Origin of the sequence: Corynebacterium pseudokroppenstedtii (genome assembly GCF_019754945.1) — a bacterium.
Lineage (GTDB): Bacteria > Actinomycetota > Actinomycetes > Mycobacteriales > Mycobacteriaceae > Corynebacterium > Corynebacterium pseudokroppenstedtii.
Genome location: NZ_JAEUWU010000003.1, coordinates 302,997 through 325,033 on the forward strand (window position 1 = coordinate 302,997; position 22,037 = coordinate 325,033).

At 57.3% G+C, this 22,037-nt stretch carries 18 protein-coding genes; 10 read left to right on the forward strand and 8 right to left on the reverse strand.

What is annotated here, in order from left to right:
- Window positions 1-65 precede the first annotated feature (65 nt).
- Complete coding sequence (sucB, locus tag JMN36_RS06565) at window positions 66-1,883, reverse strand: 2-oxoglutarate dehydrogenase, E2 component, dihydrolipoamide succinyltransferase (RefSeq protein ID WP_221924049.1); 1,818 nt, start codon at window positions 1,881-1,883, stop codon at window positions 66-68.
- A gap of 203 nt (window positions 1,884-2,086) precedes the next feature.
- Here sucB and JMN36_RS06570 point away from each other — a divergent pair, with 203 nt between their 5' ends.
- Window positions 2,087-3,190: a branched-chain amino acid aminotransferase gene (locus JMN36_RS06570; RefSeq protein ID WP_046203027.1), complete on the forward strand. Its 1,104-nt coding sequence runs from the start codon at window positions 2,087-2,089 to the stop codon at window positions 3,188-3,190.
- 99 nt (window positions 3,191-3,289) lie between these two features.
- On the opposite strand, the gene JMN36_RS06575 is transcribed toward JMN36_RS06570, so the two are convergent.
- Genes JMN36_RS06575 through JMN36_RS06590 form a run of 4 tightly spaced genes read right to left on the reverse strand, consistent with a single transcriptional unit; the run spans window position 3,290 to window position 6,809 of the window.
- On the reverse strand, window positions 3,290-4,168 hold the full coding sequence (locus tag JMN36_RS06575; RefSeq protein ID WP_221924050.1) for an adenosylcobinamide-GDP ribazoletransferase: 879 nt from the start codon (window positions 4,166-4,168) through the stop codon (window positions 3,290-3,292).
- Window positions 4,168-5,277 carry a nicotinate-nucleotide--dimethylbenzimidazole phosphoribosyltransferase gene (cobT, locus tag JMN36_RS06580; protein ID WP_221924051.1) on the reverse strand — a complete coding sequence of 370 codons (1,110 nt, stop codon included), beginning with the start codon at window positions 5,275-5,277 and terminating at the stop codon, window positions 4,168-4,170. Before cobT ends, JMN36_RS06575 begins: the two co-directional genes overlap by 1 nt.
- 50 nt (window positions 5,278-5,327) lie before the next feature.
- Entirely contained in the window at window positions 5,328-5,933 is a 606-nt protein-coding gene (locus JMN36_RS06585; protein ID WP_221924052.1) for a bifunctional adenosylcobinamide kinase/adenosylcobinamide-phosphate guanylyltransferase, read from the reverse strand.
- A 51-nt stretch (window positions 5,934-5,984) separates the two neighbouring features.
- Complete coding sequence (locus tag JMN36_RS06590; protein ID WP_204088668.1) at window positions 5,985-6,809, reverse strand: DUF3043 domain-containing protein; 825 nt, start codon at window positions 6,807-6,809, stop codon at window positions 5,985-5,987.
- A 221-nt stretch (window positions 6,810-7,030) separates the two neighbouring features.
- Between JMN36_RS06590 and erpA the strand changes: the two genes are divergently transcribed.
- The gene (erpA, locus tag JMN36_RS06595; RefSeq protein ID WP_012731354.1) at window positions 7,031-7,375 is read left to right on the forward strand and encodes an iron-sulfur cluster insertion protein ErpA; all 345 of its coding nucleotides are present in this window, start codon (window positions 7,031-7,033) and stop codon (window positions 7,373-7,375) included.
- 94 nt (window positions 7,376-7,469) lie between these two features.
- Here erpA and asnB read toward each other — a convergent pair whose 3' ends face one another.
- A complete protein-coding gene (asnB, locus tag JMN36_RS06600) occupies window positions 7,470-9,407 on the reverse strand; it encodes an asparagine synthase (glutamine-hydrolyzing) (protein WP_221924053.1) in 1,938 nt (645 codons plus the stop codon).
- Window positions 9,408-9,933: 526 nt separating this feature from the next.
- Between asnB and ctaC the strand changes: the two genes are divergently transcribed.
- Together ctaC and ctaF are read left to right on the forward strand one after the other, a co-directional pair.
- Window positions 9,934-11,049 (forward strand): aa3-type cytochrome oxidase subunit II, encoded by a 1,116-nt coding sequence (ctaC, locus tag JMN36_RS06605; RefSeq protein WP_204088315.1) that lies wholly within the window; start codon window positions 9,934-9,936, stop codon window positions 11,047-11,049.
- A gap of 18 nt (window positions 11,050-11,067) precedes the next feature.
- On the forward strand, window positions 11,068-11,499 hold the full coding sequence (ctaF, locus tag JMN36_RS06610) for an aa3-type cytochrome oxidase subunit IV (RefSeq protein ID WP_012731357.1): 432 nt from the start codon (window positions 11,068-11,070) through the stop codon (window positions 11,497-11,499).
- 144 nt (window positions 11,500-11,643) lie between these two features.
- Here ctaF and trpD read toward each other — a convergent pair whose 3' ends face one another.
- A complete protein-coding gene (trpD, locus tag JMN36_RS06615) occupies window positions 11,644-12,735 on the reverse strand; it encodes an anthranilate phosphoribosyltransferase (protein WP_204088316.1) in 1,092 nt (363 codons plus the stop codon).
- 314 nt (window positions 12,736-13,049) lie between these two features.
- Between trpD and ctaE the strand changes: the two genes are divergently transcribed.
- The 4 genes from ctaE to qcrB all read left to right on the forward strand — a co-directional run bounded on the left by ctaE (window position 13,050) and on the right by qcrB (window position 17,501).
- Entirely contained in the window at window positions 13,050-13,661 is a 612-nt protein-coding gene (gene ctaE, locus JMN36_RS06620; protein ID WP_041628783.1) for an aa3-type cytochrome oxidase subunit III, read from the forward strand.
- Between the two features lie 62 nt (window positions 13,662-13,723).
- Complete coding sequence (gene qcrC, locus JMN36_RS06625; RefSeq protein WP_082089890.1) at window positions 13,724-14,635, forward strand: cytochrome bc1 complex diheme cytochrome c subunit; 912 nt, start codon at window positions 13,724-13,726, stop codon at window positions 14,633-14,635.
- On the forward strand, window positions 14,632-15,867 hold the full coding sequence (gene qcrA, locus JMN36_RS06630) for a cytochrome bc1 complex Rieske iron-sulfur subunit (RefSeq protein ID WP_221924054.1): 1,236 nt from the start codon (window positions 14,632-14,634) through the stop codon (window positions 15,865-15,867). The genes qcrC and qcrA overlap by 4 nt, the downstream gene beginning before the upstream one ends.
- On the forward strand, window positions 15,864-17,501 hold the full coding sequence (gene qcrB / locus JMN36_RS06635) for a cytochrome bc1 complex cytochrome b subunit (protein ID WP_012731362.1): 1,638 nt from the start codon (window positions 15,864-15,866) through the stop codon (window positions 17,499-17,501). The genes qcrA and qcrB overlap by 4 nt, the downstream gene beginning before the upstream one ends.
- Window positions 17,502-17,656: 155 nt before the next feature.
- Here the strand turns inward: qcrB and JMN36_RS06640 are convergent, their stop codons facing one another.
- The gene (locus JMN36_RS06640; protein WP_204088318.1) at window positions 17,657-19,507 is read right to left on the reverse strand and encodes a DEDD exonuclease domain-containing protein; all 1,851 of its coding nucleotides are present in this window, start codon (window positions 19,505-19,507) and stop codon (window positions 17,657-17,659) included.
- Between the two features lie 505 nt (window positions 19,508-20,012).
- On the opposite strand from JMN36_RS06640, the gene JMN36_RS06645 reads away from it, so the two are divergent.
- Complete coding sequence (locus tag JMN36_RS06645) at window positions 20,013-20,663, forward strand: C40 family peptidase (RefSeq protein WP_204088319.1); 651 nt, start codon at window positions 20,013-20,015, stop codon at window positions 20,661-20,663.
- 313 nt (window positions 20,664-20,976) lie between these two features.
- Window positions 20,977-22,011 (forward strand): NlpC/P60 family protein, encoded by a 1,035-nt coding sequence (locus JMN36_RS06650; protein ID WP_221924055.1) that lies wholly within the window; start codon window positions 20,977-20,979, stop codon window positions 22,009-22,011.
- Window positions 22,012-22,037 lie beyond the last annotated feature (26 nt).

Here is a 22,037-nt window from a genome sequence, read left to right on the forward strand (position 1 = left end):
TGACGTGCTGGTCACACGGTGTCGCGCAGATTTAGAGCGGACCCGCGTGTCGCAGCATTCGGGATTTAGAGGTCAAGATCACCCTCGAAATTAGCTGTCTCGAGGCGATCGCGAACGGTGGTCATGAACCGCCCTGCGTCTGCACCGTCGACGATCTGGTGATCGTAGGTCAGAGGCAGCAGCACCATCTGACGGATGGCAATCGCTTCAGAACCGTCGGATGTCGGGACGACGGACGGCCGCTTCACGATCGCGCCGGTCCCCATCATGGCTGCCTGTGGCGGTACCAGGATCGGGGTGTCTGTCAGTGCGCCTTCTGAACCAATGTTGGTGATGGTGAAGGTGCCGCCGGTGAGGTCGTTTGGCTTCAGCTTGTTGGTCCGTGCCCGGTCGGCGATGTCGGCGATTGCTGCAGCCAGTTCTGGCAACGTCATGTCCTGAGCGTTGTGAATGACCGGTGAGAGCAGGCCAGCTTCCGTATCGACGGCGATTCCCAGGTTGACCTTGTCGTGGTAGGTCATTTCCTTGGTCTCAGCGTTGTAGGATGCATTGACATTCGGGTGGGAAATGAGCGCTTCGACAACGGCCTTCGCGAAGAAGGGGAGGTAGGTGAGGTTGACGCCGTACTTCTCCTTGAACGCTGGCTTCGACGCCTTGCGTAGTGCAGCGACGTCGGTCATATCGACCTCGTGGACCTGCGTTAACTGCGCGGACGAGTGGAGGGATTCCAGCGTCTTCGATGCGGTCAGCGAGCGAATACGGTTGACCTTTTGGGTCGTGCCGATCAACTCTGCCTTCTTTGGATCGACGCGCTTGGTGGACCATGCTGCACGCGGACCGTCCTGCGCCGGCTTCTCGTCTGCATTTCCGCTTGTCGACGACGTGTCCGGTGCGGCCTTCGCCTTCTCGGCGGCGGCAAGAACGTCCTGCTTGCGGATCCGTCCACCGACTCCGGAGCCTTCAACTGTGGTGAGATCAACGCCGTGCTTCTCCGCCAGCTTTCGTACCAGCGGGGTCACGTACGGGAGCTTGCCACCCGTGTTGACCTTGGTCGACGGGCGAGTAGCGGGCTCCTCCCGATCGGGCGCGCTGGCGGACGATGCCTTAGGCGATGCCGTTTCGGAGCTGGTGGCGGAGTCCGAGGTGTCCTTGGCCTCATCAGTCTTCTCGCTCTTAGAGGGCTCAGGCTCGGACTTGTCCTCAGGCTTGGTTTCCTCAGACTTCTTGTCAGCCTTGTCGTCAGAGCTGCTGGAAGCGGCGTTGGCGTCGCCGATGCGGGCGATGACGGATCCGACGTCGACGGTGTCGTCTTCCTCGGCAAGGACCTCGACGAGGGTACCGGCCACAGGGGAGGGGATTTCGGTGTCGACTTTGTCGGTGGAGACCTCCAACAGCGGTTCGTCGACTTCAACTTCGTCGCCGACGCTCTTGAGCCACTGGGTAATGGTTCCTTCGGTGACGGACTCGCCGAGCTCGGGCATTTCAACGTCGGTAGCTTCACCCGAACCGGAACCGCTCGAACCGGAGCTAGAGGACTTCTGCGACTGCTCGCCCTCCGAAGAGCGCTTCTCCTCAGCGCCGGAATCACCAGAGCCAGAATCGGACGACTCCGACGCACCACTGTCGTCGCTGCTGGTGTCGTCGCCCTCTTCACCGATCTCTGCGATGACCTCGCCGACCTCGACCGTGTCGTCTTCGTCGGCAATAATTTTTGTCAACACACCAGCAACGGGTGAAGGAATCTCGGTGTCGACCTTGTCGGTCGAAACCTCCAGAAGTGGTTCGTCGACAGCGACGGTGTCACCTACTTGTTTGAGCCACGTGGTGACCGTGCCTTCGGTGACGGATTCGCCGAGTTCGGGCATCTCAACAGAGAACGCCATGGTGGAAGTCTCCTCTAAAATAAGCGATAGTTAAGAAGTCAACGCAGATCTGTGACGCTGATCGTTGAAACGTGTCATGAGGATCTGATTACGGCATGACTTTACGTGCTCCCACAATACCGTGGCTTCTCCTCAGACGCGCCTTGGCCGTCAAAATCTGGCTAAAGTTACCTGGATATGGGGGAGGGTCTACAGTAGGAACCATGGCTGATAAGACTTTCACTGTAGAAAAAAATCCACACCCGACATCCCCCGAGGCCATCGCCAAGGTGCTCGCGAACCCAGGCTTCGGAGCGAACTTTACCGACCACATGGTGATTATCGACTGGGACGGGGAGCAAGGATGGCATGATCCTCGCGTCGTCCCCTACGGCCCGATCACCCTGGATCCAGCAACAACGCTGTTCCACTATGGTCAGGAGATCTTCGAGGGACTCAAAGCATACCGTCAGCCAGATGGTTCTATAGCCACATTCCGTCCAGACCAGAATTGCCGACGGATGCAGAATTCGGCCAAGCGGCTGGCAATGCCCGGACTGCCGGAAGAATTATTTATGGAATCGCTCCATCAGTTGGTGGAGATCGACGCAGACTGGGTTCCTGAAGCGGGAAGCGAAGCAGCGCTGTACCTGCGCCCGTTTATGATCGCGACCGAGAAGGGGCTGGGCGTTCACCCGTCGTCGACGTACCGTTTTTATTTGATCGCATCGCCGGCTGGGTCGTACTTCAGTGGCGGCATCAAACCGGTGACAGTTTGGCTGTGTGAGGACTACGTCCGTGCCTGCCCCGGCGGTACGGGAGCTGCAAAGTTTGCGGGTAACTACGCGGCCTCCTTGGCTGCCCAGTCGCAAGCAGAGGAAAAGGGCTGCGACCAGGTTGTCTGGTTGGACGCCATCGAGCGCAACTATGTCGAAGAAATGGGCGGAATGAACCTTGCCTTTATCTACGGCACTGGAAACGACGCGAAGCTGGTCACTCCCGCACTGTCCGGTTCCTTGCTGCCCGGTGTGACCCGCGACTCATTGCTGAAGCTGGCCGAAGATCGCGGAATGGCCGTGGAGGAGCGGAAGATCTCGACGGCCGAGTGGCGTGAAGCCGCGAAGTCCGGAGAGATGAGCGAGGCGTTCGCCTGCGGTACCGCCGCTGTTATCACCCCAGTGGGAACAGTGAAGTCCAATGAAGGGGAATTCACTATCAACGGTGGACAAGCAGGTCCGATCTCGATGGAGCTGCGCGAAACCTTGACGGGGATCCAGCACGGCTCCGTCGACGATTCCCACGGTTGGCGCTACACCCTGGTGAAGTAAAAACCCGGTGAAGTAAAACCGATTTGCGTTTTAAGCGTTAGCCCCGCCCACGTGTGAGTGAGCGGGGCTTGATGCATATTGATCAAACGGTCAGGCTGATTAGGCAGTCAGGCTGAAGAGAACGACGGTTGCTGCGGTCGCGATTTCGATCGTCGCCCCGAGGCAATCTCCGGCCAGGCCGTCGAACCGCCGGCTGCAATGAAGTGCCCACGGTATCGTCAATGCGATGACTGCCAGTGTCATCAGCGTCCAGAGGATTCCTCCGCCGACGAATGCGGCGATGGCTGCTGCGGTAACCCATGCGGCTGCACCGAGCTTCGGTACGGTTCCGATGACGAGCGCGCCGAAACCCGTGGGATTTGCTGGACGGTATCCCTCTGTGCAGAGGATCAAAGCGCTGATCCGGGCGACCGTCGGCACGAGAATAAGTCCGATGACGGTGGAAACAGGGAAGTCAGAAGCGGGGAAGTGGCCGACGTCGCTGAGAGTCGTTGATCCCGCCCCCTGCATGATGGCGTGAACACCGATGATCTGGGCTGCCACGGAAAACACGATCGCGGCAACGCCCATCGGGCCCGCGTTCGTGTCGGCAAGGATGCCCCGAGCTTTCGGCGGTGGGGCGTAGCTGCCGAGCGCGTCGGCAACGTCGCTCAAACCGTCGATATGCATGAGCCGGGTGCTGAATTCCCCCAAGGAGACGATTCCGAATGCGACGACCCAGAGGTCCAGGGTGTGCCCGAAGTTCACTTGGAGCAGCCAGGTCAGTGTGAACACGCACCCCGCGACGAGTCCGTGGAACAGTCCTACCAGCGGCATCGCCAGCATTGCCCGACGGCCCGTCGTGCGGTCGAATACGCGGGAACCACGGAAAGGCAGCACCGTTAGCCAACTAAATGCTGTCGATATTCCTTCGGGGATAGCGTGGCCGTGGGTGGGGTTGTCGGGCTGCTCACTCGAAAACCCTGCTTTACCAGACATTATTCTTCGGTGCCGGGGTCTTCGGCATGGGAGGCTTCAGCGCCGGAGTCTCCAGTGCGGGATGTTTCAGCGTCTGAGGCCGTCGACACACCGGCTTCGTCGAACGTCGCCATGTTGCGGATGATGTCCACGGCTGCGTTGACGATCATGAGCGTAACGACTGCCCCCGAACCCTCGCCGAGCCGCATCCCCAAATCAACGACCGGAGTTAATTCCAGCTCGCGCAGCGCAATCTCCTGGGCGGGCTCAACACTCCGGTGGCCGGCGACCCACCATTGCTTCGCGCCCGGCGCAAGTTTTTCGGCGAAAAGGGCCGCTGCACACACGACGATCCCGTCGAGAATGACCGGTGTGCGGCGAACAGCTGCCTGCGCAAGGAAGCCAACCATCGCTGTTATGTCGGGCGAGCTAATGAATTGGAGAACGCTGGCTGGTTCGTCGTGAATGTTGTGGACGCGATACATCGCATCCCGAATCGCTGCAGTTTTCCGTTTCCAGCCGTTGTCATCAATTCCGGTGCCACGCCCAACGACGACGACGGGCTCGGTGTTGGTTAGGGCGCCAATCAACGCTGCGGCGGGCGTCGTATTTCCGATGCCTAAATCGCCGGCAATAAGCAGATCAACCCCGGAGTCAATCTCGCGATCAGCAGCATCGATCCCAACCTGAAGTGCGCGTCGATACTCATCGCGGGTCATAGCGTCTTCCCGGTCAATCGACCCACTGCCGTCACGGATATGGGTGTCGGCTTCAGAACCGCTATTCAGACTGACGTCAATCACGCGGACCGAGGCGCCCGCCCGCTTCGCGAGAACGGACACCGCTGCACCCCCGGACTCAATATTCGACGCCATCTGCACACTCACATCAGTGGGATAAGCGCTGACTCCGTGGGTGGCTATTCCGTGATCGCCGGCGAAAACCACTGTGGCGACGGCGTTAAGCGGTGTGGGTGGACACTGCCCCTGGCAAGCGGCAATCCAGCAGCTCAAGTCTTCTAATCGCCCCAGCGAGCCTGCCGGTTTGGTCAGTTCTGCCTGCCGCTGGCGAGCCCGTACATACACGTGTTCGTCGGGAGGAGAGATGAGGGGAAAAGAGGAATCGCTCACTGTTGCTTCTCTCTACTTATTGTCGGTGTTAAGCATTGCCATTGGACTGTTCAGGGCCGGAGGTCGAGAGCACACCCAGCGATCACTAGAACAACTCGATCGCATACCGATGCAACATCGGCATTGAGCCGTCCGAGCTCGTCCCGGAAGACACCGCCAGATGGATAACTGGGGACAATGCCCATTCCAACCTCGGGGCTAACAACAACAAGATTAGGGCCATGTGCCGGAACGCAACGCAAAGCGGTGATCAGTCGGTCGCGCCGGGCGCCGATGGCGTGTAATCCTTTGTTCCAGTCGTCCGATCCGAACTCCGCATCCCACATGCCTACCTCAGCAAGTTCGTGGGTCAACCACGTGCCAAGATCGTCGACAAGGATCGTAGTCTGACGGGCGGCTGCCTGGTCCGATGATTCAGTGAGGACGTCGACGAGATCGCGTGAATCCTCGGTGTGCCACCAAGATGGACGGCGTGCACGATGGCGCTCGATCCGGCGAGCGAAGTCGGCGTCGAAAGTGGAACCCCAAGGCCGTGCAGTCGCGACGTAAGTGACATGGACATCGTCGGGAGACGCCGCGGAGTCTGGGGGTGTCACCAGGTGCTCCGCCCACTCAGATTTACCTGACCGGGCTCCACCAAGAACCAAAGTTTTCATCTTGGGCAGTGCTTACGATTCTATGCAGTGCGTGCGTTTTATAAGTGGGCGTTAAATGCTATCGCCGATGTTGACCTGCGGGCGCGGGGTACGGAACCGTCGGATCATCGACGCGCGGGAGAAGGCATAGAAGCCCATTGACCAGGTCGATAGAGCAGTATCCGGGTGACGTTCACGGACGAAACGAGACACTCGACGACCCGACAAAACACCGTCGAGGACGATCAGGATGAGCAGAATCATCCCCACCATGGAGAGCAGATTATTGAGCAGATAACTGCGGGTCGCGGTCGTGACAAACATCAGAATAAGCAGCACGACCACGATGGGCATGAACGTGTTGGCAAAGAGACGGCGGGAATCGACCCAGTCACGGATCAACCGTCGTTCGGGGCCGCGGTCTCTGTCCATGAGGTAGCGTTCATCGCCACTCATCATGCGTTCACGGTTCCGCTCGCGTTCCCGTGCGCGTTCGTCGCGTTGCTTGCGCTTGAGTGCCTTGTACTCTTCCTTGCTCATTGAGTTCTTCAACTCTTTGCGCTGTTTACGCGCTTCCGCAGCGGTCTCAGGCGCCTTATAGGCCGTTTTGCGCACACCCTTTTGGCGTTCGACGTCATTGCGCTTAGGTGTCGCGTGGCCTTTCGGTGGCGTATATCCCTTGGGGGTGGAGCGATCCTGCGACTGGCTACCGCTGCTATCGCCATCGGAGGACTTCCCGTCTGCTGCACTGCTGCTGGTTGAGGCGGGCTTGCTACCACCGGCAGTGACACTGACTGACCCTTTACGCTTACGGTTCCACCGCGATGACTTCGTCGTCGATGATTCTGACGCAGAGCCATCGTTCGACTGGTTTTCTTTCGACGTTGTCCATGGCATCTTCACGCGATCAAGGATATAAGAAAAGGGGTTCGAGCCTGTGAATAAGGCGAGGGTAGGTGTGCCCAAGGTGTCAGATGTGCGCGACTACCGGGGGTTCTTATGCCTTGTGAAATAATTTAGCTGTACAGTGCGTTCTGCTGTGATGTGGAGTACGGTAGTGTCCACTAATCATTTGAGGTAGCTTCAGAGAGCATCCTGTTTGGTGTTAGGAGAAGTGCATGACTGCACCGGAGAAGACAACTGGCGTTATTTTGACTGATGCCGCTGCAGCTAAGGCAAAGTCTCTGCTGAGCCAAGAACAAAACGACGAGTTAGCCCTGCGCATCGCAGTGCAGCCAGGTGGTTGTGCTGGCCTGCGCTACCAGCTCTTCTTCGACGATCGGACCTTAGATGGTGATCTCGTCGATGACTATGACGGCGTGAACCTGGTTGTTGACCGCATGAGTGCACCATATTTGACCGGCGCGACGATCGACTTCGCGGACACCATCGAACAGCAGGGCTTCACCATTGATAACCCCAATGCTAAGGGGTCCTGTGCGTGCGGAGACTCGTTCAACTGATACGAGGCTGAACAGTCTGCTCGTAGTTAATGCTTAACGCCGACCACACAATGAGTTGTGGCCGGCGTTTTCGCATATGTAAGCGGGCGCCGCTTTACATCTCGACCGGATACGTCGGCTCTGGGATATCCGGGGTAATCGACTTATCCACGAAAATTCCGTACCAGATTAAGAATGCCAACACAGTCCACAGGCGTCGGGAATGGTCAGGGCCAGATCCGCTGGTCATAGAAGAACGGTGTTCTTCGAGCATGGAGCGGGTGGCTCCGAGGTCGACAATCTCCCCAGCCTCCGATGAGGTGATGATGTCCTCTGCCCAGCCGTAGAGCTCGTCGCCAGCCAACCAGTGCCGGATCGGGACAGGGAATCCAAGCTTCCGCCGGTTAAGAACGTGCGGGGGAACGATGCGTTCCATCGCCTGGCGCAATGCCCACTTCGATGTGCCATGAGTCAGCTTCATGCTCGTCGGCAATGATTGTGCGACATTGAAGACCTCTTTGTCGAGGAACGGCACACGGAGCTCGAGGGAATTCGCCATGGTCATCTTGTCAGCCTTGACCAGGATGTCGCCACGCAACCAGGTGAACAGGTCAAGGTGCTGCATCCTGGCTACCGGATCCCAACCCTGCGACTTTTCGTAAATCGGAGTCGTGACATCCGTATGGTTCCACTCTTTCTTGGCCCACGGAATGACGCGCCGGAGCTGGTCGAAGGAGAAAGACCGGGCGTTACCGTAGTACCGCTCTTCAAGAGGAGTGGTACCTCGCTCTAACAATGACTTGCCTCGCACCCCGTCGGGTAGGCGTTGCGCGAGGGTTCGCAGACCCTTCTTGGCGAATGACGGGATCTTCTCGAACGGGGTAAGAGAAAGTGGCTCATGGTAGATGTTGTATCCACCGAAGAGCTCGTCGGCGCCCTCGCCGGAGAGGACAACTTTGACGTGCTTCCTGGCTTCCGCTGCGACGAAATACAGGGGGACGAGGGCAGGGTCTGCTACCGGATCGTCCAAATACCAGATGATGCGGGGGACCGCCTCGGCAAATTCCTCGGGGGAGACCACCTTCACGATGTGCTCGACGCCGATCGCTTCCGCGGATTCCGCGGCAACGTCGACTTCCGAATACCCCTCGCGTTCGAAACCGGTGGTGAAGGTCAGCAAGTTCGGGTTGTGGCGTTTCGCGAGTGCCGCAATGGCCGTCGAGTCGATTCCCCCAGACAGGAAGGATCCGACGGTGACGTCGGCACGCATGTGCTTAGCAACGGAATCCTCGAGGGCATGCTCGATCTTTGAAATCTCGGAATCGATATTTTCCTTGTTCACCGATGTTTCGGGGAAGCGAGGAGTAAACCAGCGATGTACCTCCGGCTTTTCACCGGGCTTCACTGTCGCGCAGCAACCGGACTCCAGGCGGCGAATCCCGGTGTGCAGGGACTCAGGTTCGGGGACATACTGCAAGTCCATGTAATGCTCGATTGCGCGCTTATCCAGCGAGAGATCGATGTCGGCTTTGTCGGCCATGGAGAGCAGGCATTTCTTCTCAGAGGCAAAGAGTGTGCCTCTGTCGGTAGTTGCCCAGTAGAGGGGTTTGATGCCGAACTGGTCACGAGCGAGGTACATCGTCTTGTCGACCGAGTCCCACACAGCAAACGCAAACATTCCACGAAGATGGTGAACCACGTCCCGTCCCCAGTGGTGATAACCGACGACGATCGTTTCGCTGTCCCCGTCAGTAGCAAAGGTATATCCCTTGTCCTTCAGTTCGGAGCGCAGCTCTTTGTAGTTGTAGATTTCGCCGTTGAAGGTCAGCGCGTACCGGTTGGGCTGGTCTTCCGGACCCCACTGTAAAGGCTGATGGGAATGTGCGAGGTCAATGATGGAGAGCCGATTGAATCCGTAGACCACGTCGGCGTCATTCCAGGTGCCATCCTCATCCGGGCCACGGTGACGCATACAGGTCAGTGATGAACCAGTGGCTTGAACAAAATCCTCCGCATTTCCGCTAGCGGCGATGAGTCCGAGCAAACCGCACATTCAATAAGGCCTTTCTGTTCTATACCTTTTATATATCCGCACAATGCTGAGCAGTCCGATCCGAACAGTCCGTTATGTGACTTCTTCTGGGCAGACAGTGTTAGCGACGGAATTCTCCTCGACTCTAGTCGTGTGGAGCGGGAAAGTGCGAGCTGCTTCGGCGACGGCCCTGTATTTGTTCATCCAGTGGACAGAGGGCTTACCCAATGTAGGGGAATTGTGATGCGAATAACATTTTTCTAACGATGTAACGCACGCGACAGGAAAGCTGTGAGGATGCTGACAATTCTGACAGGAAAATACCAGCGTAAATCGTTAACGACGATCGGTAGGGAACAAAGCTACGATTCAATGCTTGCCGACGTCGGCCAGTCCCGGGGGTAAAACCGGCAGCTTTTTCCAGTCTGGTGGGAACTCTTGACGCCCATCCATGATGGTTTATTCCTCTTTATGGATTACCCTAGCTAAAAGAGGAATGAATCCCAGCGTTTTTTCAACCTGGTGTGGATCAGGAAGGCAAACACACGTGGAACAGCGAAAAATGCGCAATTGGTCGCGCAAGCTAGGACTAGCCGGCATTTTGGCAGCCGGTGGCTACTTGCTGTCCGGATGTAGCGTAGCGCCGCCCGATAACGGCTTCTTTAAGCTCCTGCGATTCGGCGTACCCGACGGCATCACCCCTGAAGCCAAGGAAATTGGGAACTTCTGGGTGTGGATCTGGGTAGCAGCTTGGATCGTGGGCATCATCATGTGGGGCTTGATGTTCTACTCGTCCTTCGCATTCCGTGCGAAGCGGAAAGAGAAAAAGGGCGAAAAAGAGTTCCCGCGGCAGACGCAGTACAACATCCCGCTTGAACTTGTTTTGACCACAGTCCCGATCATCATCGTGATGGTCATCTTCTTCTTCACTGTGCAGACCGAAGATAAGGTCACAGCGATGGATAAAGACCCGAAGGTTAAGGTCGATGTCACCGCGTTCCAGTGGAACTGGAAATTTGGTTATAACGAGGTCGATGGCTCCTTGATGGGTGGAAACACCTACGAGGGTAGAGACGATTCCGCTCAGGCCGCTGCTGATGGCACGAAGAAGATCGAAAGCAGCAGCCGTGGTGAGGAGGGCGCATCGAACCCGATTCATGGCAATTCAAAGAGCGATCTGTCCTACCTGAACTTTGACAAGATCGAGACCGTGGGAACTACTGACGAGGTTCCTGTCTTGGTCTTGCCATCTCAGACAGCTATTCAGTTCGACCTTGCGTCAGCTGACGTCATTCACTCTTTCTGGGTTCCCGAGTTCTTGTTCAAGCGTGATGCTTTCCCGCACCCCGAAGCGAACAAGTCCAACCGCAAGTTCCAAATCGAGAAGATCGACAAGGAAGGTGCGTTTGTCGGACGTTGTGCCGAGATGTGCGGTACGTACCACGCCATGATGAACTTCGAGATCCGCGTTGTCAGCCCGGATAAGTTCCGTGACTACATGAACTTCCGTAAAGACAACCCGAGCGCGTCGAATGCAGACGCATTGAAGGCGATCGGCGAGCAACCGTACGCAACCTCAACCCACCCGTTCCTGCCTGGGCGTGAGGATACGCGCGAAGCGAACGACAACTACGTCGACAACAACCAAGCCGAGCAGTCATAGAACTAGGAGTACACCGTTATGAAATCCTCATCGCGACTGTTTTACGCGATCACAGTCTTTCTTGTGATCATGACTGTGATCTACGTCTTGGCCACTAAGTTCATCAACGATAACGGCTACATCAGCGGTATCGAATGGGCAGGATCGGCCGGACTATTGCTCGGTGCCTTGATGACGCTGATGCTCGGCGTGTACCTGCACATCACAGAACGCCACTCGGATGTTCTGCCGATGGACTGGGAGGAAGCAGAGCAGGTTGATGGCTCCGGAGAATTCGGTTTCTTCAGCCCGAACTCTATCTGGCCCTTCGCCATGACCTGCGGCATCGCAGTGCTCGGCTATGGCGTGGTCTTCCTGGCCTACTGGATGATCGGCATCGGTGCCGTGATCACCGTCTGGGCAACAGTCAAACTGAACCTGCAGTACGGAACACCAGTGGAAAAGCACTAGTCCGTACTCAGTGGGGTTAGCGCCCCGCAGCTAATTTCCATCCACAAAAAGCGCCCGTGCGTCCTTCCTGGCACGGGTGCTTTTTGCTGTTTCAGACGGTGCGGCTAGCCCCGAGCTAGCCGTCGTTGCGTGTGGAGTGCTCTGCTAAGGGCGTTTCTCTGAAACGAGGTGCTGGATACGATCCTTAGTTCCCTCATCATGTAATGCCGCCTTGGCACGGTCGAGTGCATGACCCATGGCATCGCGGAATGATTCCTTGTCGCCCCCTTGTGCGGAAACTAGTGCCCCAGCAGCGCTGAAAAGCACGGCGTTTTCTACAGCGCTCATATCGCAAGGGAGCGGGGTTGTCGGCGTATCGGCAACGGGGTCAAGTGAGAACAATTGACGAGCCACACGAGCGTTGGTGTCCGCGTCGCCACCCCGGATTGCGCTCACCGGGTAGTAGGAGAATCCATAATCGCGAGGATCAAACTCGTAGCGTTCTGCGCCACCGTCGTGTGTGACGTACACGTCGGTGGGTCCGGAGACGGAAAACTCATCTAATCCGTCTTGCCCGTGAACGACGAGCACCGTGTCACCGCGCCGCGCGAACGCATCTGCCATGACGGAGGTCATCTCCGGGAACGCACACCCGATTAGGCCCGCGGTCGGCCGGGCTGGGTTCGTCATGGGGCCGAGAAGGTTAAACAGCGTAGGCACCTTGATATCCGAGCGCACCGGTGCCGCATACTTCATTGCTGGGTGGTAGGTGCGCGCAAAAATGAAGGCAAAGTGGTGGTGGCTCAGCATGTGTGTCACATCGTCGGGGGAGAGGTCAATCGGGAGGCCGAGAGCTTCCAACATGTCTGCTCCGCCAGACCGCGACGACGCCGCGCGATTTCCGTGCTTGATTACGTCGATACCCATCGAGGCAATCAGAAGCGACGCCATCGTCGAAACGTTGACCGTGTGGGCTCCATCCCCGCCGGTACCGACAATGTCGACAGCAGGCCCACGATCATCATTGGGGGAGGGCGGTAATTTAACCGGCTGGGCAAAGTCCAGCATTGTCGACGCGGCCGCCTCGAGCTCTGTCGGGGTGATTCCCTTCACCCTGATTCCGTAGATAAAGCTAGCGATCTTCGCGGGCGATGCTTCACCGCTCATGATGGAGTGCATCGCGGCTGAGACTTCATCGGGAGGCAGATCGCGCCCGTCGGCTATGTGGTTGAGAAGGTCAACCCAATTCGTCGTCATGTGTGCTCCATGCTCGTGTACTGATATGTTTAATACGTTTTCTATGACGATACCGGAGCGCTGTTTCTCCGAGGGCGTCGTCTCCAAAGGGGTTATCTCCGACGGTTGTCTCCGTCGGTTTTGGTTGAACTGCACCATGAGACAGGTGTCCGCAAAAGGGGCCGTCGGTAATAAGCGGGTTAAAGTTCCCGTTACCCCCAATAAGGGTTCCCCCCTAATTTCATCATGGTTCTGAACTGGGATTTTAAGAGTTCCCGATACTTGCCGAAGTATAAAAGTGACCTTGGAGGGGGCTGTCAGTCATAATTACATGCGTGACGAGCGCAGTAGGAAACTCAGGTATGGCAGCACCACAGCGTGTTGCGACACTGAACCGACCCAACATGGTCAGTGTCGGAACTGTTGTGTTCCTGTCTCAGGAATTGATGTTCTTCGCTGGTCTGTTCGCGATGTACTTTGTGTCGCGCGCAAATTCCGGCGGAGATTGGCCCCCGGCGGATGTCGAATTGAACGTGCCCCTGGCTTTGTTCTTTACGATCATCCTGGTTGCGTCGTCGTTTACGGCGCAGTGGGGCGTGTTCGCGGCAGAGCGAGGTGATGTTTTCGCCCTTCGCCGCTGGTACGCCCTTTCTGCCGTTATGGGACTCGTGTTCTTGGCTGGTCAGGTCAACGAATACACGCACCTCGTCCTTGACGGAACAACGATCCAACACAGTGTGTACGGTTCGTGTTTCTACATCACGACCGGCTTCCACGCTGTCCACGTTTTCGCCGGGATCCTGGCCTTCGGGATCGTGCTCTTGCGTACCTACAAAGCCAAGTTCACTCCCGCCCAGGCGACAGCGTCCATCGTGGTGTCTTACTACTGGCACTTCGTTGACGTTGTGTGGATTGGGCTGTTCATCACTATCTACTTCATTCAGTAGGCCGGGCCTGGCCTTATTGGCCACCACACCGCCCTCACTTTCCATGACGACATAAAGGGAAAATGATGGTTAACTCCAACAATTCCGGCACGTTGTCGGGCTCCGCGGTGGAGACCGGAACCGACACCGTGCGCCACGCCAAGAAGGTCCGTGGCCGCCGAAAGTTACGTCGTACTTTTGCTAGTACGGCAGCTTTAGCCCTCGGCCTTACTGGCGCAGGTTTTCTCGCTGATGCCCTAACCCCTGACGCTCAGACTGCCAACGCTGATAAAGACCAGGCAGCCCTCGTCTCGCAGGGTAAAGATATTTACGACGTTGCATGTATCACCTGCCACGGCGCCAATCTCCAGGGCGTCAAAGACCGTGGCCCAGCACTCACCGGTGTTGGTGCAGGCGCTGTGTACTTCCAGGTGCACTCCGGCCGCATGCCGATGACCCGCAACGAAGCCCAGGTTGAGCGTAAGAAAGCCCGTTACTCAGAAGAAGAGACGCTGGCTTTGGCAGCTTACGTGCAGTCCCGCGGTGGTGGACCGGACATCGTTCACGACCAGGACGGGAACATCGCTATGGAGTCTCTCCGTGGCGAACACTACGACGGAAACATCAAAGCTGAGGACGTCGCTCGCGGTTCTGATTTGTTCCGTTTGAACTGTGCATCGTGCCACAACTTCACCGGTAAGGGCGGCGCGCTCTCCGGTGGTAAATACGCACCTGATCTTGATCCTGCGAATGAGCAAGAGATCTACCAGGCGATGTTGACCGGCCCTCAGAACATGCCGAAGTTCTCCGATCGCCAACTGACCTCAGACCAGAAGAAGGACATTATTGCCTTCATTAAGTCTCAGCAGGACACCCCGACGCAGGGCGGATACGGTCTGGGCGGTATTGGTCCAGTCACTGAAGGTTTGTTGATGTGGATCGGCGGCGTCACCGTTATGGTCTGCGCGGCACTATGGATTGGAACGCGGTCATGAGTGACAAGATAACGAAGAAATACACGTCCGAAGAGCTAGCCGCCATGAGCAATGACGAGCTCGCCCGCCTCGGGACCGAGCTTGACGACGTTACCGTTGCTTACCGTAAACAGCGTTTCCCCATGGACAACGACCCTGAGGAGAAACGCGCCGCGCCCAGCGTCGGGTTGTGGTTCCTCCTAGGCGCAGTCTTCGCCATTGCGTTTATCGCTGTTTACCTGTTCTGGCCCTGGAAGTATAAGGGGCTAGGGGAGGACGGCCTGTGGCTCTACTCCCTCTACACTCCGCTATTCGGGGCGTGCATGGGCTTGGCGATCCTCTGCCTCGGCATCGGAGCGGTCAAGTTCACCAAGAAATTCATCCCCGAGGAAATTTCCGTTCAGCGTCGTCACGACGGCCCGTCGGATGAAGTTGATCAGAAGACCCTCGTGGCGCTGCTCAACGATTCCTGGGAAACATCCACCCTTGGTCGCCGCAAGGTGCTTAAAGGCATCATGGGAACCGGCGCCGTTGCCGCAGGGCTCGCATTAATCTTCCCGATCGGCGGGATGATCAAGAACCCCTGGAAGCCCAAGGCTAAAGGCATGGACGTCCAGGGTGACGGCACCCTGTGGACGACGGGATGGACCCTCACGGAGAAGGGCAAGAAAGTTTACCTAGGCCGCGACACCGGCGTCACAGCTGAAAAGCACGAAGGTGGCTATGAGGCTACTGGTGAGACATACGAGACTCGCGGGGTTACCCGCTTGGTGCGACTTCGCCCTGAGGATCTGAACGCCGGGGCCATGGAAACGGTCTTCCCGCTTCTCGAGGATGTCGTCAACGATCACGACAAATACGACAAGAACGCCGATGTGTACGAGGCGCACATGGAATCCATCCACGGTTCGCGTAACTCCGTCATGTTGATCCGTCTGCGCCACAGTGACGCCAAGCGCGCCATTCAGCGTAAAGGGCAGGAAGACTTCCACTTCGGCGATTACTACGCCTACTCGAAGATCTGCACGCACATTGGCTGCCCGACATCGCTGTACGAGCAGCAAACCAACCGAATTCTTTGCCCGTGCCACCAGTCACAGTTCGACGCGTTGCACTACGGCAAGCCAGTCTTCGGCCCAGCTGCACGTCCTCTTCCGCAACTGCCCATTGCTGTGGATGACGAGGGATTCCTTTATGCAAAGGGTAACTTCGTTGAATCCGTCGGCCCGGCCTTCTGGGAGCGTCGTTCATGACCACTAAGACTTATCCATCGCACATGGCGCAAGCCGCGCGGAACATGGATGACCGCTACACCATGTCCTCCGGGGTTCGGCGCCAGATCAACAAAGTATTTCCGACCCACTGGTCGTTTATGCTTGGCGAAATTGCTCTGTACTCTTTCGTCATCCTCCTCCTTTCCGGTACCTACCTGACCCTGTTCTTCGACCCGTCGATGAGCAAGGTCATTTACGACGGTGCCTACGCACCGCTCAACGGCGTGGAAATGTCCCGCGCCTACGAGACAGCCCTTAACCTCTCCTTCGAGGTCCGCGGTGGTCTGTTCATCCGACAGATCCACCACTGGGCAGCCTTGATGTTCGCCGTGTCTATTACGGTGCACATGTTCCGTATCTTCTTCACCGGAGCATTCCGTAAGCCACGCGAAGCCAACTGGGTTATTGGTTGTGTGCTTCTGCTCCTGTCCGTGGCTGAGGGCTTCATGGGCTACTCGCTGCCGGATGACCTGCTGTCAGGTGTTGGCCTCCGCATTATGTCGGCCATCATCCTTGGTCTCCCGATCATCGGTACCTGGCTGCACTGGATGATGTTCAACGGTGACTACCCGGGCGACATCATCATTGACCGTCTGTACATTGCCCACGTGCTCATCATTCCGGGTATCTTGCTGGCATTGATTGCTGCGCACCTTGCCCTGGTCTGGTACCAGAAGCACACGCAGTTCCCCGGACCTGGACGTACGGAGAACAACGTCGTGGGCGTGCGAATTCTCCCCGTCTTCGCCGTCAAGAGTATCGGCTTCGGCCTCATCACCTTCGGTGTTCTGGCCTTGCTCGGTGGTATCTTCCAGATCAACGCGATCTGGAACTTGGGTCCATACAACCCGGCTCAGGTGTCAGCAGGTTCTCAGCCTGATATTTACATGCTGTGGACAGATGGTGCTGCACGTGTCATGCCTGCGTGGGAGTTGTACATCGGTCGGTACACAATCCCAGCTATCTTCTGGGTAGCGATCATGCTGCTCGTGCTGGTTGTTCTGCTGGTTACGTACCCTTTCATCGAGCAAAAGCTCACTGGTGACGACCTACACCACAACCTGTTGCAGCGCCCCCGCGATGTTCCGGTTCGTACGTCGCTCGGCATGATGGCCATCAGCTTCTACTTCCTGTTGACCATCTCTGGTATGAACGACCTGATCGCTTACCACTTCCAGATCTCACTGAATGCTATGACGTGGGTTGGACGTATCGGTCTCGTTATCGTTCCGCCGATCGTGTACTACTGCACGTACCGTATTTGCCTCGGCTTGCAGCGCTCTGACCGTGAGGTCCTGGAGCATGGTGTGGCAACCGGCACGATCGAAGTTCTGCCTTCGGGTGGGTTCATTGAAGTTCACCAGCCGCTAGGCCCGGTTGATGAGCACGGCCACGCTGTACCACTTGAATATGAAGGTGCTCCGGTTCCGAAGCAGATGAACCAGCTTGGTTACTCCGGCCACCCGGGTCGCGGCACGTTCTTCACCCCGGATTCGCAAGACATCGCGGATCGTGCGGAAGAGATCGAGCACGAGAACGAGCGCGAACAGAAAGAGATGCTCGAAGAGCTGCAGGCGCGTAACCGCGAGCAGTATAAGGACGACGATAAGTAACAACCCGGGCATTCCACGGAGTGGGTCCGCCGAGCAGTGAGTCCCGGCCCCGCACCGCGGTGTGCAAAGGTAATTTCACGCGCACGTCACTCGCCCCGCTTTCCTTAACAGGGAAGCGGGGTTTCGCGTATGGCTTTCACAGTATGGCTAAACCGTTAGCTCTCAGTGGCCTTCTGGGCCTTATCAATCCAGGCGGCAAATCGCCCAGCACCCTGGATCGGCATGGACCATCCCTCACAACCAGGACCTGGTCGCACTCCGGGCTTTTCCATCCACCGACGTATCACACGTAGTTGCTCTATGCTCGCACCTCCAAGCGGGGAAGAGTCAGGCTCAACGTGCGTGGCATGGGCGAGGAGTAAATCGACCGCATTCCCATGAGCGCCCCCTTTGGCAACATGCCCCGCGCTCGCCAGCCGGCCGTAACGTACGACCGCAAGGTTCCACCCGCCTTCGCCGTCAGGCGCTGTCAACCTCATCTCGGGAGTCTCGGCGAGAGCTCGGTAAGCCTGCGCGGTAGCCGTCGTCGATAATAAGGCTGCCACGGCATCCCGCGTGAGAGCTGCGCGTTGAAAACGACCATCCGACGCCAAGTCGGTGACCACATTGATCAATTGCTGGTAGTAGTCAGGTCTATCCCTTTGACTCCGCCGGGTCTCTTCCAGGTTCTGAAGAGTGTAGGAATGCCCGTCAGTTGGGATGTCATTGCATGCGGTAGCCGGGACGGAGGTGCCCACCTCGTCGGGATATAAGGCTCCGTCAGGGTTTAAGAAGGCAGCGATCCGTTCCTCTGCGGTCGATAGCGACGGAGGCCAATTGATCGCCTGGTCGACAGGGAGTCCGGATGCTGTCGGAGCTCCAATGCCGAGCAACCGTGCCGCGGTCGTCGCTTTTTGACGCGTCCGAAAGGGGCCGAGAGCGTTAGGAGAACGGGGATCGCGCGAAATAGTGGCCCGAGAAACGTCGTGTGAACGCGGACGGGCCCCGGAAATCCACCAATACTGTCGCGGTTCCTTAGAACGTCGGTTAAACGGTGGGCGAAACTTAGCGATCAGCGTCGCTTCGCGAACCTCAGCCTCAAAGCCGTGAGCACATTCGATCGTGTCGATATTCCGCGTCTGGGGGAGAAGATGCGGGATCAGGCGTCGCTTGTCATTGCCATTTATATATTGTCTGAGCCGACGGCGGAGGTTCACTGCCGTACCTATATACAACGGTTCACCAGAGTGTGAACGGAAAATATAGACGCCTGGGCTGGAGGGGACGTCCTCAATGAGGTGGCGGTAGCGGTTGGGAGACGGCGAAATCGACGTGGCGTCGGGGGTCGGTACCTGGGAGACCGACGCACCAGTGGCCCCTCGAGCGGGCCGGGTGGGGATATCCCCGACATGAATGATGTCCTGAGACCCTAGCTCCTCGAGAAGACCGTGGAACACAGTAACTGTGGCGAGCGCATCATCGAGCGCGCGGTGCGTGGGTGTCGTCGTGGCGTGAAAATGTCGCGCGAGAGACGAAAGCTTAAAAGATCCGACGGCAGAGCGGTCCAGCATTGTTCGCGCGAGGACCAAGGTGCACAGGTGTGTTGGTTGTGGCCATGTGATGTGCGCGCGCATCGATGCAGCTTGGAGGAAACCAATATCGAAGCGGGCGTTATGGGCGACAAGAACTGTCCCGCGTGAAAACTGGAGGAAATCCTTGACTGCCTGCGCTTCTTCTGGTGCTCCATTGACATCGTCGTCACTGATTCCGGTGATGTTCGTGATGAGCGAGGGGATAAGCCGTCCCGGATCGACGAAGGTCGAAAAGCGGGAGATTTCTTCACCGCCTTGAATTTTTACCGCGCCGATTTCGATGATGCGGTCGTCGTGTGCGGATAAACCCGTGGTCTCAAGGTCCACGACGACAAAAGTTGTGTTGACGATCAGGGAATCTGCGATGTCCCGGTTGAAGGTCGGAGAAACGGGGAGATGCGCCTGCGCATCAGATGACGGGTGTTCTGAAGTCACGGAGTCCCCATGGTCTGGGGCGAGTGATGTGCGGGCGCGGTTCACAGTGAGAGGGTACAACGTGCATGGGACACACATGCACGTGGCAGAGACGGGGAGGAGCAAAGTTCGGGTAGTGATGAAATGTAGGTGCAATGTGGCCCATCGAAGGCTGAAACGCGTGAGTTCTGTGGGATAGATGAGGTTTCATCACAAAACTATGATAGATATCACATTTCAGGTTGCTGGGGTCGAGATTTCAGGACATGTAATGATCCTTGGTCGCTCTTATTTGACGAAATTTGCCCAGCGCAACAGATACTTCTAGGTAAAGGTGACCATGACGCTGTAGAAGGTGGCCCAAAAATAACGTTTCGGTTACAGAATGGCGGTTGGGGTGAATGAACCCCCAGTGTGGTTTTCGAGTTGGACATAGACCGTATCCATTTCGTAACCTTTTCGAGACATTACAGAGCGGCGGGTGCCGCCTGAGATCTGACCGTCGACACGCATCGGAGAAACACGAATGGCTAACCGTAGCCGCTTGAGCGCTTCCACCGGCCGCAAAATTGCTGCAGTTTCTGCTGTGGGTTTGAGCGCGACTACCGCAATCGCAGGCGCTGCCAACGCATCTGCTGCTGAGGTTCAGATTCCTAACACTCAGTACACGGTCACTGTTCCGGACCAGATTCAGCAGGCACAGGACGCGCTGAACAAGCAGATCCACGACTACATGTCGCAGGCAAACATCCCGAACGCCGACGCTACCTCCGCAAACATTGGGGGCGCACCGGCTGAAGCTCCGGCCATCGATCCGATCGAGACGCTGCGCAGCGTTGGTCAGAAGATTGCCGACGCCGCTCAATCGAAGCAGGGATCCCCTTACGCATGGGGTGGGACTGGCCCCGCCGCGTTCGACTGCTCGGGTCTCGTGAAGTGGGCCTACGAGCAAGTTGGCATCGCCATCCCTCGGACCTCGAACTCTCAGCTGGCGGGCGGTGCCCCTGTTGCGCTCAACGCGCTGCAGCCCGGTGACATCGTCGGCTTCTATGGCGGAAACCATGTCGGCGTCTACGTCGGTGGCGGCAACGTTGTTCACGCTCCGCAGGAAGGGCAGACCGTGTCTGTCGTTCCGCTGAGCTCCATGCAGGCTTACTCGGCTGCTCGTTACGCCTAGAGCTTATTGAGCATGGCCGGTTGTAGCGGCTCAACACCTTCCAGCTACTTAAGCACAGCTGAGGATATAAGCGCCCAGGTGATCTGGGCGCTTTTTGTTATATATAGAACTGACGAGATCTGCCGGGCTCGGTGCTGCTTTGCGCGGCATGGGCGACGCCGGTAGGGGCGGCTAACCTCGATGTACGCTAACCGCATTGGTCACACGGTTAACTTTATTAACATTTTGACTGGTCAAGGTGATTTTTTGACGCGGAACTGGTAAAAGTATCACCGTGCGTCTCACTATGGTTTTGCCGTCGCGGTGTACTCGAATGGTGGTAGCTGCGGCCTCCCTCCCAGCCTTTCTTGCTATTCCGGTAGTCGGCCAGACTCCCGCTCATGCCGACCCTGCCCCCTCGGCAGCGACACCGGCGAATAAAGATGATCTTTTCGCGCAGATGTCTGAGGTTTCGCGCGAAGCCGAGCAGACGTCGGAAAAAATTAAAGAGCTCGAAGAAAAGATTAAAGGCGCTGATCAAACGCTGAAAGAAGCTCAGCACGACGTCGACAGTAAGTCGGACGCGGCACGGACGGCGTCGGATAAGGCTAACGCTATTCGCTCCAAAGTGGATCAGATTGCGTTGTCTCGCTACCGGCAAGTCAGTATCGACCCGACCACTGCCTATATTGGTGCGGCGAACCCGCAGGACGCTATCGACCGGGCATCGTACATCAGTGCTCTTGCCACTGGGCGGCAGAATACGCTCGATCAGTACCGACGTGAGTCGAGTGCGGCAGACAAAGAACGAGATGTCGCTGCCAAAGCGAAAGACGCTGCTCAGTACGCCTCCGATGAGTTAAATAAGCAGGAAAAGGAGTTGCTCGCCAAGCAGGACGAGCTCAAAGCTCAGACTGCTCGGATTAAGGCTGCAATCGATAACCTCTCTGCTGAAGAGCGTCGGCGCTGGCAAGATAAGAACAACCCGATTCGCATGGGTAAGGACCAAATCAAGGCTGCCCAGCAATCGGCGAATGCTGCTGTCAACGCGGCCCTATCGAAGCTCGGTGCTCCGTACTCATGGGGCGCAGCGGGCCCGAATGAGTTCGACTGTTCGGGCCTGGTGTACTGGTCATACCGCCAAATGGGGAAGACCATCCCTCGCACATCCGGCGCTCAGATGGCTGGTGGAACGCCAGTATCCATGAACGATCTTCAACCCGGTGACGTCATTGGATACTATCCAGGAGCCACCCATGTCGGTCTCTATATCGGCAATGGCAAGGTCGTCCATGCCGCCGATTACGGTATCCCAGTGCAGGTTGTTGGAGTGAACTCTATGCCTGTGTATGGGGCTCGTCGCTACTAGCGCGGCGATGTTTCATAGAATGTGAG